This is a genomic window from Deltaproteobacteria bacterium (genome assembly GCA_016219225.1).
Classification (GTDB): Bacteria; Desulfobacterota; RBG-13-43-22; order RBG-13-43-22; family RBG-13-43-22; genus RBG-13-43-22.
In genome coordinates this window covers 1-14,823 of the sequence record JACRBX010000347.1, presented here as the reverse complement: position 1 = coordinate 14,823, position 14,823 = coordinate 1, and the positions used below count along the sequence as shown (strand labels likewise).

Annotated in this window: 14 protein-coding genes; all 14 read left to right on the top strand. The window is 46.5% G+C overall.

Annotation, left to right across the window (positions count from 1 at the left end; translation table 11 throughout):
* Positions 1–61 precede the first annotated feature (61 nt).
* Positions 62–1,372, top strand: coding sequence for a sigma-54-dependent Fis family transcriptional regulator (locus tag HY879_27800; protein MBI5607154.1), 1,311 nt, complete (start codon positions 62–64; stop codon positions 1,370–1,372).
* A 428-nt stretch (positions 1,373–1,800) separates the two neighbouring features.
* Positions 1,801–3,603: a tetratricopeptide repeat protein gene (locus HY879_27795; protein MBI5607153.1), complete on the top strand. Its 1,803-nt coding sequence runs from the start codon at positions 1,801–1,803 to the stop codon at positions 3,601–3,603.
* The gene (locus tag HY879_27790) at positions 3,603–4,778 is read left to right on the top strand and encodes a PAS domain S-box protein (GenBank protein MBI5607152.1); all 1,176 of its coding nucleotides are present in this window, start codon (positions 3,603–3,605) and stop codon (positions 4,776–4,778) included. Before HY879_27795 ends, HY879_27790 begins: the two co-directional genes overlap by 1 nt.
* Positions 4,779–4,823: 45 nt before the next feature.
* Positions 4,824–6,116 (top strand): sigma-54-dependent Fis family transcriptional regulator, encoded by a 1,293-nt coding sequence (locus HY879_27785; protein MBI5607151.1) that lies wholly within the window; start codon positions 4,824–4,826, stop codon positions 6,114–6,116.
* 141 nt (positions 6,117–6,257) lie between these two features.
* Positions 6,258–6,641: a flagellar basal body rod protein FlgB gene (gene flgB, locus HY879_27780; protein ID MBI5607150.1), complete on the top strand. Its 384-nt coding sequence runs from the start codon at positions 6,258–6,260 to the stop codon at positions 6,639–6,641.
* A gap of 2 nt (positions 6,642–6,643) precedes the next feature.
* On the top strand, positions 6,644–7,060 hold the full coding sequence (gene flgC / locus HY879_27775) for a flagellar basal body rod protein FlgC (protein MBI5607149.1): 417 nt from the start codon (positions 6,644–6,646) through the stop codon (positions 7,058–7,060).
* On the top strand, positions 7,060–7,350 hold the full coding sequence (gene fliE, locus HY879_27770) for a flagellar hook-basal body complex protein FliE (protein MBI5607148.1): 291 nt from the start codon (positions 7,060–7,062) through the stop codon (positions 7,348–7,350). The genes flgC and fliE overlap by 1 nt, the downstream gene beginning before the upstream one ends.
* Positions 7,351–7,370: 20 nt before the next feature.
* The gene (fliF, locus tag HY879_27765; protein ID MBI5607147.1) at positions 7,371–8,909 is read left to right on the top strand and encodes a flagellar M-ring protein FliF; all 1,539 of its coding nucleotides are present in this window, start codon (positions 7,371–7,373) and stop codon (positions 8,907–8,909) included.
* 3 nt (positions 8,910–8,912) lie between these two features.
* Complete coding sequence (gene fliG, locus HY879_27760; GenBank protein MBI5607146.1) at positions 8,913–9,896, top strand: flagellar motor switch protein FliG; 984 nt, start codon at positions 8,913–8,915, stop codon at positions 9,894–9,896.
* Complete coding sequence (locus HY879_27755; protein ID MBI5607145.1) at positions 9,889–10,503, top strand: hypothetical protein; 615 nt, start codon at positions 9,889–9,891, stop codon at positions 10,501–10,503. Before fliG ends, HY879_27755 begins: the two co-directional genes overlap by 8 nt.
* The gene (locus tag HY879_27750) at positions 10,496–11,815 is read left to right on the top strand and encodes a FliI/YscN family ATPase (GenBank protein ID MBI5607144.1); all 1,320 of its coding nucleotides are present in this window, start codon (positions 10,496–10,498) and stop codon (positions 11,813–11,815) included. Before HY879_27755 ends, HY879_27750 begins: the two co-directional genes overlap by 8 nt.
* A gap of 11 nt (positions 11,816–11,826) precedes the next feature.
* Positions 11,827–12,273 (top strand): flagellar FliJ family protein, encoded by a 447-nt coding sequence (locus tag HY879_27745; GenBank protein MBI5607143.1) that lies wholly within the window; start codon positions 11,827–11,829, stop codon positions 12,271–12,273.
* Positions 12,270–12,743 carry a hypothetical protein gene (locus tag HY879_27740; GenBank protein MBI5607142.1) on the top strand — a complete coding sequence of 158 codons (474 nt, stop codon included), beginning with the start codon at positions 12,270–12,272 and terminating at the stop codon, positions 12,741–12,743. Before HY879_27745 ends, HY879_27740 begins: the two co-directional genes overlap by 4 nt.
* Before the next feature lie 833 nt (positions 12,744–13,576).
* Positions 13,577–14,823 (top strand): flagellar hook-length control protein FliK (locus tag HY879_27735; protein ID MBI5607141.1); only part of this gene is annotated, 1,247 nt, incomplete at its 3' end.

Sequence of the window (14,823 nt, the reverse complement as noted above, 5' to 3'; positions counted from 1 at the left end):
TTGTGCGAAAATAAATCAGGCGGCAAAACCAAAATAATCTGGAAATGGAATAAAGGAGACCATGCCCCATATCTTAGTGATTGATGATGATCCTGCGGTCCGGAGTATTTTGGAAGAATTTTTACATTTAAAAGGCTTTGAGGTCTCGGTAGCCGAAGATGGCGAGATAGGCGTCGAGCTTATTCAAGAAAAAGGAATAGATCTCTATTTGGTGGATTTGGTCCTGCCGGGCATGGGCGGCATGGAGGTCTTGAAAAAAATAGCCTCCCTCAACATCAATATCCCAGCGATTATCATCACCGGATTCGGGGCCATTGCCACAGCAGTGGAAGCCATAAAATTAGGGGCCTTCGATTATATTACCAAGCCTTTTGTCTTAGAAGAACTTTGGTTGGTCGTTCAAAGAGCCCTTGATTTTTCAAAACTAAAAAAAGAGAACTTTTCTCTAAAAAAGCAGTTGAAACAACGGTATGATTATCAGGGCCTGATTGGAAATTCACCACAAATGCAGAAGGTTTATGGGCTGATAAAAAAAATTTCCGATACCGATGCGACTATATTAATTGAGGGAGAAAGCGGAACCGGGAAGGAACTGATCGCCAAGACCATTCACTATAACAGTCTCAGAGGTCAGAATCCTTTTGTCCCCTTTAATTGTGCGGCCATACCCAAAGATCTTCTGGAATCGGAACTCTTCGGACATGAACGGGGGGCCTTTACCGGGGCCATCAATACCCGTATCGGAAGGTTTGAACGGGTCGGTGGATCCAAAACCATTAAGGTCGATGTTCGGATTTTGGCAGCCACCAATAAAAATCTGGAAAGGGAAACCAAAGCCGGTAATTTTCGCGAAGACCTCTTTTATCGCTTAAACGTAATTCCCCTCCGCATTCCTCCCTTGAGGGAAAGGCCGGAAGATATTCCGGTTTTGACCGACTATTTTATTAATTATTTTTCACGAAAAAGAAAAAGAGAGCCTATCCGGATCGATCAGGAGGTGATGGCGCTTTTTCTACAATACCCCTGGCCCGGGAATGTTCGTGAAATGGAGAATCTGATCGAGAGGATGGTCATCTTAAACGATGACAGTCTGATTACCGCAAAAGATCTCCCTCAAAGGTTTCAAGAATTCCAGACTGTTCCCCGAAAAGAGATTTCCGAAAGCCAAACGGGACCGGATGAATCCCCCCGTGAGGTTATACTCACCGAGAAGGGGGTTAATCTGAATACTTTGGTGGAAGAGGTAGAAAGGAACTTGATCAGCCAGGCCTTACGAAAATCCCAGGGCGTTAAAAGCAAAGCCGCCGAGCTCTTAGGTTTAAAGAGAACCACCTTATTGGAGAAGATCAAAAAATTAGAGCTCGATCTTTGATGAACAAGTAAAAAATTTCCGAGGTCGTCACCCCGGCGAACCCCGGATCAGGTCCGGGACAGGCGCCGGGGTCCAGAATTGGTTGAATATCTGGATTCCGGCTTCGCCGGAATGACGCAATGCGGGTTTCGGCGACTTTTTACGAATCCGTCATCATTGATGGTCACGTAAAAAATCGTCATTCCCGCGCAGGAGAGAATCCAGACCTGCCATAGTTGTTTTCTTGGCCGCCTCTTCCCCGGTGTCATTATCTTGACAACCCTTCGGTTCTTTAAAGAAGGCCTAAAACGAACCGGGTTTAGAGAAAAAACAAAAAAATATTAATAAACACGGCAGTTGGAAAGACCCAGCCCCCCTAAGTCGGCTCTTCCCACCCTTCCATTTTCCAGTTGAATCCCATGGCATAGTTGTTGCTTTCTGGATAAAGCATGAGGAAGCACCTTGTTTTCATCCTGATAACCCTGATCTTTTCGATACCGGCTTCTCTTCCGGCCCGGTCTCTCGAGGAGGGGATTATCGACCCGGGGTTACAAAAATCCTGGGCCTTGATTAAGGCCAATCGCCCGGCCGAGGCCATTCAATTCCTGGCCGCCTATCGCCCTGCTCCAGAAACCCGGGTTTATTACCATTTTTGTTACGGAAGGGCCTTGGAAAGGGTCCAAAAACCTTTTGAAGCCATGGAGCATTACCGGATGGCGTATCTCTTGGCCCCCCAAGGAGAACTGAAGGAACTGGCCTTTCTGGAAAGGGCCGAAGGGTATCATCGGATCAAAAATTATTATGAAGCCAAAACGGTTTACAAGATCTTCCTGACCCAATTTAATCAATCCAAATATTTGGGAAAAGCCCACTTGGGGGCAGCCCAAACCCTATCGGCCCTTGGTCTTTTGCCGGAATCCCTGGAACATTATGAGAAGGCGGGAAAAGGCCAGGACGCGATCTTCGGTAGGGCCAATATCCTCCATCGGCTGGGGCGCTTGAAGGAAGCCGATGCCGCCTATTCCGAGGGCATTTCGAGGGGTAAGGAATATTTAATGCAATCCGGGGAGAACCTTTATTACTATGGAAAGAACCTTCAACTAATGGGTAGAGAGCAGGAATCCGTTCAATATCTTGCCTTGTCATTAAAGGACCCGGTTTTTAAAAATAATTCCGAGGTTGCCTTGGGTCAGGTCGCCTTGAAAGCCCGGAAATTTGATGAAGCCCAAAAATATCTTAAATCCGCTTTGACTTCTTCGGATACCAAGATTGGGCAAGAGGCCCTTTTCAATTTGGCCGAGGCCCAGTCCGGGGCCGGTAAAATAAATGAAGCCAGACAAACCCTGCAAGAATATCAGTGGAAGTATCCAGCCGGGAAAAATTATGAGGACATATTAATAAAACTGGCCAGATTGGATATTCAAGGGGAGAGGTTTGAACAGGCCAGTGGGTGGATCAAAGCCTTGAGCCTTCGGTCTCCCCTTAAAAAAGAGACGCTTTCAGAATTAGAGGGTTTCTTTTTAAAAATGAAGGAAAAAGATCCCAACCGTATGGCTTCCCTTTGGGGCCTTGTCGGCCAGAAGCTACTGAATACCTCCCGGGAACCTTTCCTCCTGGTCATGGCTGAATCATTGCAGGGGACCGGAAAACTCGCGCTTCTCCAATGGTTGGTGAAAAACGGATCAGGGAGGGTCAAGATTCAAAGCCTGATCACCCTGGTCCAATATTACGTTGAGGCCGGAAACCAGGATTTGGCCCTGGAGGGTCTCAACGCTTTAAAGAATCATAAAGTTACGGGAGACCAAATCCTCCGTTTGGAAGCCCGGATACTTCACGCCCGAATGGAGTACCGGGCGGCCTCTGAACGCATTTTATCTTTAAAAAAGATGGAATCCCAAGATCTGCCTTTGTTTGAAGATACCCTTTCCTCGGCCAAGGATGTACCTAAGGCCTTAGCCGTTTTTGAAAAAAACCTCCGGAGACTGGATGGTAATGCCAATATTTATATTCAGTTAGCGGATTTGTTGTACGATCAAGGGAAAAAGAAAGAGGCCCTGACCTATTACCAAAAGGCCCTGGAAAAGGACCCCTTAAATGAATGGGCCTTATATCGGGCAGGCACCCTGTCGTCCGGTGAAGAAGCCGAAAAGATATTAGGTAGGATTAAGGCCAGTAATTCCATTTTGAGTAAATTAGCCAAGGTCAGCCTTCGGGAAAAAGATGTGCAGCGAAAGATGGGAGAACATTATTAATGATCGAAGCCAGCCACCTTCAAACGGCCTTTTCCGATTTTACCGCGGCCTCCAAGAGTCTGGAAGCCTATTACCAAAAACTTCAGGAGGAAGTCCATTATTTGACCGGTGTTTTGGAGGAAACCAATCTGCAACTTTCAGCAGCCTTAAATAGAGCCGAAGAAGCCAAAGATTTTTTGAACGGCATCCTGCAAAGCCTTGGAGAGGCGATCATCGTTTTGGATCCCAGGGAACGGGTAACCATGATCAATAGGGCGGCCGAAGAAATGCTGGGTATGAAATCCCCTGGAATAATTGGCCGGCCTTTTCATGACCTGGATATTGTCATTCTGGAGGAAGGGACAACCACATTTCTGGTCACCAATAAAAAAAGGTGTCAGGTTATCTTTTCCCGTTCTCCGATAAAGGATTCGGATGGATTGGTCAGGGGGTATGCGGTCCTTATTAAGGATATTTCCCTTTTAAAAGAGCTGGAAATCCAGAAGGAAAGGAATAAGCGCTTGATCGCTATGGGTGAAATGGCGGCCAAGCTGGTTCATGAAATACGAAATCCGCTTTGCAGTATGGAACTCTATGCCTCTATGCTGGCCGGGGATCTGGAACATTCGGTTCATTCCGAACTGGCCAAAGGCATATCCCAGGGGATTACCAGTCTGAATCATGTCCTGACCAACATGCACTATTTTGCCATCCCTCAAAAACCTTGCTTTGACTGGATTGATTTTGAAAAGACCCTGGAGGAGTTGTTTTTTATGCTCCGGCCTTTGGTCGAAATCAAAAGGATTCGATTAGGGAAACATTTAAATGGACATCGGCGGCTTTGGGGTGACCGGGAACTCATTAAACAAGTGCTTTTAAATATCCTCTTGAATGCCGTTGAGGTCGCCCCGGAAGAAGGGGCCGTTGAACTTTTTCTTAAAAAAGGAAATGGGGAAGAGACGGTCCTTGAAATAAAAGATTATGGCCCGGGAATCCCCTCTGAATTTATGGAAAGGATTTTTGACCCCTTTTTCAGTTTGAAGGAGAAAGGCTCCGGATTGGGACTGTCCATAGCCGCCAATATTATGCAGGCCCACGGCGGGACCATCAAAGTTCAAAGTGAAGAAGGGGAAGGAGCCTGTTTTCAACTTATTTTTCCCAAATTCAATACGCCTGGTGAGGGTTTGCTCTCATAACCCAAAGGATTAGCGAAAAAAAATGGATAAGGAAAGAGACCCGGTATGAATCCAATTCTTGTTGTTGATGACGATCATCAAATGCGGACGGCCTTGAAAGAAGCCATATCAAGGGTCGGTTTTCAAGCCATTCTGGCGGGTGACGGACAAGAGGCCCTGCACAAATTGGATCAGACCCATTTTTCCATGATCGTCACGGACATGAAAATGCCCAGGATGGACGGCCTTTCTTTGTTAAAGGAGATTAGACGTAAGATCGGCAATATCCCTATTTTGGTCATTACAGGATTCGGTACCATTCAAGATGCCGTAGAGGTGATGAAGGAAGGGGCCTCGGATTATTTATTGAAGCCTTTTTCCTTTGAAACCCTGATGAATAAAATACGATCCCTTATGGAAAGGCTTCATCAGGAAAGAACCTTGCTGACCGATAATCCAAAAATGATGCGGGTCTTGAAGATTGCCGAAGAAGTGGCCCCGAGTGACACCTCGGTTTTAATTTATGGAGAGAGCGGGACCGGGAAGGAACTCCTGGCCGGGATCATCCACAAAAAAAGCGGCCGGAACAAAAAACCTTTGGTCGCCATCAATTGTGCCGCCATCCCCGACAGTCTGATGGAGTCCGAATTATTCGGCCATGAAAAGGGGGCCTTTACCGGGGCCACGGAGAAAAAAATAGGGAAATTCGAGTTCGCCAACAACGGCACCATCCTTCTGGATGAGATCGGGGAAATGTCCCTGAATCTCCAGGCCAAATTGTTACGGGTTTTGCAGGAAAGGGAAATAAACCGGGTGGGCGGAAACCTGTCCATTCCTATCGATATCCGGGTGATAGCGACCACCAACCGGGATTTATACCAAGAATCTCTGGACGGCCGATTCCGGGAGGACCTCTTTTACCGGCTCAACGTCTTTCCAATCCAAATCCCCCCTTTACGGGAACGCCCCGAAGATATTTCTTTATTGGGCCATCACTTTTTGAAAGAGTTTTCCAAGGTCCTTGGTAAAAATATCCAGGGGTTTACCCCTCAGGCCATGGATTTTTTAATCGGACGGACCTGGCGGGGAAATATCCGGGAGCTTCAAAATACGGTCCACCGTTCCGTTCACCTGTGCAAGGATGATTTCATTGATCTGATGGATTTTATGATCGAAGAAAAGTCCCCTCCGGGTTTACCTTCTCAAGGAAAAATTAAGGATTTTGAAAAAGACATGATCCTGAAAACTTTGAAAGAAGTCAATGGCAACAAGACCAAGGCCGCCCGGATCCTTGGCGTCAGCGTCAGGACTATCAGGAATAAACTCCATGAATATGGGAATTTTTTTCCGGCTTCCTAACAGGAATAAACCGTGGTGTGCTTCAAAAACCCAAAACCGGTTCTATATAAAAATGGCATGAATTTTGATATAAATATATTAAAGCCTCATGCCCGCCTGGTCTGGCATTGAAACTTTTTTTCAAATTAAAGGAAAACAACCATGGATTTCGGATTTCAAGTGTTAGAACAGATCATAAAAACCAGTGCTTTTCGACACAAGATCTTGGCCTCCAATATAGCCAATATCGATACCCCGGGATATAAAGCCAAGGATGTCTCCTTTAAAGACTCCATGAACAACCCTTCTCTCGGCCCGTCCCTCGGCTTAACCAAAACCAGCACCCTGCATAAACAAGGCCCTGTCAATTTGAAAGAAACCGGCGGGATGACCGCGGTGGAACGGGCTTCCTGGGAGGATGGAAACAACGTCGCCCTGGATATGGAATTAGCCCATATGACCGAGAATTCTCTTTTATATGAGGCCGGGGTCAAGCTGCTGTCAAAAAAATTACAGATGTTTAAGAATGCCATAAAAGGGAGATGATTATGGACAGCTTTGCCATATTTAAGGTAAGCGCCTCGGCCCTGGATGCTCAACGGGGCCGAATGAATACCATTGCATCCAACATGGCCAATATTAATTCCACGCAGACCGAAGCCGGAGGGCCGTACAAAAAAAAGGAATGTGTTTTTTCTACCCTTCCAATCGATTCGGAGAACCCTACCACTTTGGAAGGCGTTAAACTGGTTCAGATAGTCGATAGCCAGGAGCCATTCAAAAAAATTTACGATCCCGGTCATCCCGATGCGGATAAGGAGGGTTTTGTCAATGTTCCGAATATCAATATCATGGAAGAAATGGTCAACATGATGATGGCGGTTCGGGCCTATGAGGCCAATGTAACCACTTTCAATATGTCTAAGACGATGTTTCTTAAGGCCTTAGAAATAGGGAGATTCTAATGGATGAACTCGCAGGGATTACCTCTATTGCCGTTCCCAACGGCATCCAGGGGAAATCAACCCCAAAAGAAGGGGGAGAAGGTTTTGAGGCCGTTTTAAAAGATGCGGTCACTAAGGTTAATTCCGTCCAAAATGAGGCCGAAAAAGCCATTCAGGAACTTTCCAATGGCGGAGATATCTCCAGCGCGGTCATTGCCATGGAAAAAGCCGATGTATCCTTTCAGCTTATGATTGAAGTCCGAAACAAGTTGATTAGTGCCTATGAAGAGATGATGCGGTTACAAATTTAGTTCGATAATAGGGGATAAAGGTGGGAAATTTAATAGAGACCATAACCAATTGGCCGATAAACAAGAAAATAAGCCTTTTGGTTTTAATCGGAATAATGGTGGCCAGCTTGATATTCGTCTTCTCCTGGTCGCAGAAGTCTAACTACCAGATCCTTTTCTCCAATATCAGTGAAGCAGACTCCGGACAGATTATACAAAAATTAAAGGAACTCAAGGTGCCTTATCAGGTCGCGGGGGGGGGAATTCTGGTCCCGGTTGAAAAAGTTTATGAGGCCAGACTTCAATTGGCCGCCCAAGGCCTGCCCCAGGGGGGGGGAATAGGCTTTGAAATTTTTGATAAAACCAATTTCGGAACCTCGGACTTTGTCCAGAAGCTCAATTATCGCAGAGCCTTACAAGGGGAACTTTCCCGGACCATCCAAGCCCTTCCGGAAATAGAGAGCTGCCGGGTCCATTTGGCCGTACCGGAAAAGAATCTTTTTATGGAAAGGGAATCCAAACCCAGCGCCTCGGTCATGGTAAAGTTGAGGCCGGGAAGGGCCTTATCACAGAATCAGGTACAAGGGATTGTGCATCTCATCTCCAGCAGTGTTGAAGGGTTAATGCCTCAGGGAATAACCGTCATTGATAATCAGGGCGGCATGCTGACCCGTCCGACCCAGGGCGACACTATGCAGCTTAGTAATAACCAATTGGAATTGCAACGCAATTATGAAAAAGAACTTGAGTCACACGTGGTCCATATCCTGGAACCGATCACCGGCAGAGATAAGGTCAAAGCCAAGGTTTTTGCCACCCTTGATTTTACACGAACGGAAAAAACCGAAGAAAAATTTGACCCCAACGGCCAGGTGGTCCGGAGCGAACAAAAGAATCAGGAAAAATCGATCTCCGGCCTTTCCGGGGGGGTCCCTGGAGCGACATCCAACCTTCCCAATAAAAAGCCCCCTCAAACAGCTTCCTCCGGGGGATCTGTTCAAAAACAGAGCGAAGTAGTTAATTATGAACTCAGTAAAACCGTTAGCCGGGTGATCAGTCCGTCCCAGGAATTGAAAAAAATTTCTGTGGCCGTGGTGGTCGATGGATCGTACGCGGTTCCCCAAGGGAGTAAAATAAAAAAATATACGGCCAGGACTGAAGAAGAGATCAAACGCTATGAAGATCTGGTTAAAAAGGCCATTGGTTTTTCCCAGGAAAGGGGTGACGAGGTCCGGGTAGTCAACATGCCTTTTGAAGTGGCCTCAATGGAAGATTTGCCTGAACCCGCCAGGGATTATTGGCCCATCCTCCTTTCCGGGGCCAGATATGCCGGACCGGTGCTGGCCTTTCTTCTGATCTTCTTGTTTATCCTGAAGCCGTTGACCAAAGTATTGCTGGTTCCATCCCCCCCTGATTCCAGGGGCCGCTCTTTAGCCCTTCCCCAAACCGTGGCCGAAATTGAAAGGAGGATGGATTCCCCTAAACCCAAAGCCTTAACCATGGAAGAGGATGTCCGCGATTGGGCCAAGAAAAATCCGGATCAAGCCGCTTCTCTCATTAAAGGTTGGACGGAGGAATAACCGGTGGCTTACAGCGGTGTTGAAAAAGCGGCCATTTTTTTATTATCTATCGGAGAGGAAGCCGCTGCCGAGATCATGAAAAATCTGGAAGTACATCAGGTGGGCATGATCAGCACCTGCATCACCCGATTAAAAACGATCAAAAAACAGGATGTGGATGAGATCATCCAGGAAGTGAACGGGAAAATAAACAGCGGGGACATGCCTCTTACTGGTGGCGATTTTGTCAAAAAGGTCTTGAAGAAGGGGTTGGGTGAGGAAAATGCCGGCAAGATTTTGGAGCTGGCCGCCAAGGAGACTTCATTAGATGCCTTGAAGTGGATGGCTCCCAAGACTCTGGCTAATTTTCTGATAGCCGAACACCCTCAAACCATGGCCCTGATCCTGTCTTTACTGGATTCCGCTCAGGCCGCGGAGGTTTTGTCCCTGATGCCGGATCACTTGAAAGACGATGTGGCCCGAAGGATCGCCACCACTGAAAATATTCCCGAGAGCGCCATCAGCGAACTGGAAGAGGTGTTAAAAGGGCAACTGGAGATGAAAAAGTCCAAAGGGCGGAAAATCGGAGGGATCAAGACCGTAGCTGAAATTTTAAATCACAGCGACCGCTCCACTGAACAGATGATCCTGGAAAAGATGGAAAAGGAAAATCAAAAACTGGCTGATTCCATCCGTCAATTGATGTTTGTTTTTGACGACCTGGTCCAGGTTGATGATAAGGGGATCCAAATGATTCTCAAGGAAATCCGAACGGAAGATCTGTCCCTGGCCTTGAAGACGGCCTCCAGCAGTTTAAAAGAAAAAATCTTAAAAAATATGTCCCAGAGGGCGGCTCAAATCCTTAAGGAGGAAATGGAATTGAAAGGACCTGCTAAGGTTTCGGAAGTGGAGAAGGCCCAACAGAACATCGTCAAGATCGCCCGTAAACTGGAGACCGAAGGAAAGATTATGATCGCCGGACGGGGGGGGGAAGAACTCATTGTTTAGGACCAAGGTCATCAAGAAATGTTCAGTAGACACTTATTCCATGCCTTATTTGGAGGGCCTTTCCCAAGATAAGGCGGGAAAGGCCCATCCGGTAAAGATCAATCCCGAAGAAATTGAACGGCAGGCCTTTGAGAAAGGATATGCCTCCGGAGAAAAAGCCGGATACGAAATGGGGAAACAAAAAGCCGGCCTATTAATTACCGACCTTGAAAATTTATTTAAAAAAATTAATAGCTTAAAAGAAAAACAGTTGTCTGAGCTGGAACCCCAGGTCGTTTTACTGGCCGTAGCCATGGCCAGAAAAATTTTAAAAGAAGAACTCTCCCTGCATCCGGAGATCATTGAGAAAATGGTCAAGGAGGCGATCAATAAAATAAGCCGAACCGATCCGATTGCGATCAAATTAAACCGTTCTCTCTATGATCTGTTTATGGAGAAAAAAACAGAATTTTTGGAATTATCTTCCGACCTCATTTTTAAACTCGACAATAATGTCCCGCAAGGCGGGGCAATTGTCTGCAGTCCCTCCGAGGAAATCCAGACAGACCTCGACTTCCAACTTTCAAATATTATCGACGAGCTGAGGAACCATTTAGGAAATGCCTGATTTAAACCCTTATCTTGAAGCAGTCAATCAATCCGAACCGTTAAGGGTCTTCGGTCGGATAAATGAAGTTACAGGGATTCTGATCAAGGCCTTGGGTTTAAAGGTTCAGGTCGGGGAAGCCTGCACGATTTATGGGGATCGCGGAAATCCTCTGGAAGCCGAAGTAGTTGGATTTCAAGATGGAAAGACATTGCTTATGGCTTCCAGTGAACTTTCCGGCCTCCGACCGGGAAGTCGGGTTTTCCCGGCTGGAGAGAAGGTCTCCATCCGGGTGGGAAACGAATTGATCGGCCGGATTGTTAACGAGCACGGGGAACCTTTGGATGGGAAAGGACCCATACGGGGGAAAGAGTTTCCTTTATTTTCTTCTCCCCCCAATCCGCTTCAAAGGCAAAGAATCTGCGAGCCGATTGATTTGGGGATCCGGGCCATCAACGGGTTGATGACTTGCGGCAAAGGCCAAAGGGTGGGGATTATGGCCGGAAGCGGGGTAGGGAAAAGTGTTCTACTCGGCATGATTTCCAAATATACGGAAGCCGACCTTAATGTCATTGCCCTGATCGGAGAACGGGGCAGAGAAGTTAGGGAATTCATAGAAAAAGACCTTGGGGAAAAAGGATTGGAGCGATCGATTGTTGTTGTTTCAACTGCGGAACAACCTCCTCTGGCCAAAGTACGGGCTGCTTTTACGGCTACGGCCATTGGCGAATATTTTAGAGAACAGGGGCGTGACGTCCTTCTCCTCATGGACTCTTTAACCCGGATAGCCATGGCCCAACGGGAGGTCGGACTGGCCATTGGAGAACCACCCACAACCAAAGGATATACGCCTTCGGTTTTTGCCCTCCTTCCCAAACTCCTGGAGAGGGTAGGTAACGATGGGGGGAAGGGAAGCATCACCGGTTTATATACCGTCCTGGTGGAAGGGGATGATCTGACCGAGCCGGTTACGGATGCTGCCCGAGCCATCCTTGACGGCCATATTGTCCTTTCCAGGGATCTGGCCATGGAGAACCACTATCCGGCCATCGATGTCCTCCATTCCATCAGTCGAATAATGCCCGACATCGTCGATCCCAAGCATAAAGAATATGCCGGCAAATTTGTGGAGACTCTGGCCCGCTATAAAAAGCTCGAAGACATGATCAATCTCGGGATGTACAAAGAAGGGTCGAATCAGCAGGTCGATTATGCCATTGCCATGATCGAAAAAATGAAGGCCTACTTACGTCAGAAGATGGATGAAAAGAGAGATTTTTCCGATTGTCTGCAAGGGCTTTACTGCCTGTTTGATACCCCTGAAGAAATTTAGGCTGGAAATCCATGAGCCAACGCCTTAAAACGGTTTCCAGAATCGGGGAATTGCTCGATCACCAAAAGGAGGTCATCGAGTTACAATGCCATCAAATCCAGAGCCGATTAACCCAGGAAAAGACCCGATTAACAGAATTGGACGATCAACTTCAAGATAACATCGGTCGCTTTGAGGAAGGGCTTAAGAATCGATGGGTTGTTAACCAACAGGATGTGGATTATCTCTATGGGATTTCTTCTTTTCTGCTTGCCAGGATCGAATGGAAAAACAAAGAAATAGCCTGTATCAACCGTGAGTTAAATGAAAAACAAGCCGTCCTTCTGGAAGCCTATAAAAAAATGAAGGCCTTCGAAGTATTTAAAAATAAAATGGTTTTCCAGGAAAAAAGGGAAGGGGACCTTGGGGAGCAAAAGTCCCTGGATTATTTAAGCCTGGTGAAAAGGTCACGAAAATGAACTGGATGCGATTGGTCTTATTAATGGGGATGGGGCTGCTGGTCTCAATACATTCGACCGCCTATGGGCTGGAGGATTCAGCCAAATCTGTTGAACAGAAACGCCAAGAGTTGACCGAGAAAGAGGGACGGCTCAAAAAAGAAGAAGAACGAATAAAGAACATCGAAAAAGAGGTCGATGCCAAGATACAAAAGCTGAACCAGTTGCTGAGCCAGGTCGAAGAGGGAATAAAGAAATTGGAAGAGTTTCGCTCGGAACGGATAGGGCATCTGGTGAAAACATTTGAAGCCATGCCTCCGGAAGAAGGGGCCATCAGACTGGCCGGACTCGAAAAGTCCCTTGCTATTCAAATAATATTCAAAATGAACACCAAAAAAGCAGGGGCCTTGTTATCCACGATGGAACCCAAAAAAGTTGCCGAATTTACTGAAGGGATTTCCAGGACCGAGAAAAAACTTCCCATCAAATGAAAACTTTTCCCGCGTAAAGGCTCTATTTCCCAAATAGCCTTTTATTTTTTTTCCTATCTCATTACCATTTCCTGAATTTTTCTGATAAATTAATCGCTAAAATTATTAATTTTGATGGATTCGTAAAAAGTCGCCGAACGTCCATTTTCGTCATTCCCGTGAAAACGGGAATCCAGTGTTTTTAACTGGTTATGTGTGGCCTGGATTCCCGCCTGCGCGGGAATGACGAGTTTTTACGAGAGCATCAATTTTAATCTATTTTCAATTTGCTATCTATTTTTAAATTAAAATTTGAAAACAAGATCTGGATCTGTCCCATTTGACAAACCTCATAGGCCTTTGGCACGGGAATTGATATTCTTAGTTCGAAAATAGCTCAAAGCTGAAAGCCCAAAGCTCAAAGTAAACAATAAAAAATTAAAATCGCGGTCTGGCGAAACCTATTTTCATGCTTCGTGGCGTTCACTGGGCTGAAGATTCGGTATAAAGTGCGCTTGCTTCTTATAGCAAGAGGAACAGGAATCGGAAAGATGTCGGCTGTTAATGGGATGGATTTGGGAAGTCATCTGATAGAAAAAGGGAACCCCGGTTCGGTCAACCCAACGCCAATCCTCCCTGCGGACGGCCAGAATTCAAACTTTTTAATGGCGATTCTTTCAATGCTCCTAAATAGCACGGGTCAGAGTTCTGGTGGAAGCCAAGGAGCACCGGGTGGGACAAAAGAACCCGAAAAAGAATCAAAAGAAACGAAGGAAGCCCTCCCCCTACCGACTTCGGGGCAGGTCGATGTAACACAGGCTTTCGATCCCTTTTTTTATCCTGTCGATGGTTTGTTGGGGAAATCAGAATCCCAAGGGGCAATTAAAACAGGGGCCGGTGGTGATGAGGGAAAAGTTATTCGAACTACCGTCTACTCGATGCTGGATGGCCATTTAATCAAGGCTGAAGAACCGGGAAAAACAATCCCTGTTTTAACGGACTCCATCGATCCGGGATCTACAGATGGGATTGTTCCGAACGCACCGGCTGTTCACAAAGAAGACCTCAATGCCGGTTTAACTACCGTCCCGCTCATGCCGCAAGAGAAGCAAAAAGAGTTGTTTTCCGTTGAATCTTCCAGGGATGGAAATTTTATCAAGGCCGGAGATGGGGGAGAAGAAAACCCTGTTTTGACGGGCTTCATTGATCCGGGATCGACGAATGGAATAATTCCGGACGCACCTGCTGTTAAAAAAGAAGGCCTCAACGCCGGTTTAACTACCGTCCCGTTCATGCCGCAAGAGAAGCAAAAAGGGTTGTTTTCCGATGAATCTTTCGGTGATGGAATTATTATCAAAGCCGGAGATGAGGGGAGAAAAAACTCTGCTTTGGCGGACTCCATTGATCCGGGATCAACGGATAGGATTATTCCGAACGCACCAGCTGTTAATAAAGAAGGCGGCAAAGCCGATATAAATATCGTCCCTCTCGTGTCCCAGGAGAAGCAGAAAAGGTTGTTTTCTGTTGATTCACTCAAGGATAGCGTTTTCATCAAAACCGGGGAATCAGAAGAAGAAAAACGCTTTTTAATCAATCCCCTTGATTTAAGTCCCGCTACAGGTAATGCAAAAGAGGAAGGAGATTTTAATGCCGGAACCAAGATTTCCTCCCTGTATAGGGTCAATGAAGATAGGCAGATGGCCCTTGCTCAAGAAGGCCTGGAGAAAAAGGATTTGATCCAAAATCAAGAGACCACCTGGAAGGTGGAGGCCGGTCAACCTCAACTTTTTGAACCCAATGGTTCTCCTGGAAATTCGATTAATCCTGAAAATAACCCGGCCCATAAATTACCATCCTCGGCACACTTCCAGAGATCCCTGGAAATGGTCCTTCCCCAGGAGCAGATCTTCACGGTAAAGAGACATGGTCCCTCTTCTCTGGAGGTCTTTCTTGAGCCGGAAGGTCTGGGAAAATTGAACATCGAGTTGAAAATGACGGATCATCATCTCCATGCCCAGATCATGGTCAACGATTCGATCGGAAAAGAATTGATCGAAAACAACCTTCCACAGCTTCTCTCGGAATTGGGGAAAGAAGGATT

Coding starts and splice junctions, on each gene's coding strand:
- HY879_27800 (MBI5607154.1), top strand. CDS start 62: ATGCCCCATATCTTAGTGATTGATGATGATCCTGCGGTCCGGAGTATT.
- HY879_27795 (MBI5607153.1), top strand. CDS start 1,801: ATGAGGAAGCACCTTGTTTTCATCCTGATAACCCTGATCTTTTCGATA.
- HY879_27790 (MBI5607152.1), top strand. CDS start 3,603: ATGATCGAAGCCAGCCACCTTCAAACGGCCTTTTCCGATTTTACCGCG.
- HY879_27785 (MBI5607151.1), top strand. CDS start 4,824: ATGAATCCAATTCTTGTTGTTGATGACGATCATCAAATGCGGACGGCC.
- flgB (MBI5607150.1), top strand. CDS start 6,258: ATGGATTTCGGATTTCAAGTGTTAGAACAGATCATAAAAACCAGTGCT.
- flgC (MBI5607149.1), top strand. CDS start 6,644: ATGGACAGCTTTGCCATATTTAAGGTAAGCGCCTCGGCCCTGGATGCT.
- fliE (MBI5607148.1), top strand. CDS start 7,060: ATGGATGAACTCGCAGGGATTACCTCTATTGCCGTTCCCAACGGCATC.
- HY879_27750 (MBI5607144.1), top strand. CDS start 10,496: ATGCCTGATTTAAACCCTTATCTTGAAGCAGTCAATCAATCCGAACCG.
- HY879_27745 (MBI5607143.1), top strand. CDS start 11,827: ATGAGCCAACGCCTTAAAACGGTTTCCAGAATCGGGGAATTGCTCGAT.
- HY879_27740 (MBI5607142.1), top strand. CDS start 12,270: ATGAACTGGATGCGATTGGTCTTATTAATGGGGATGGGGCTGCTGGTC.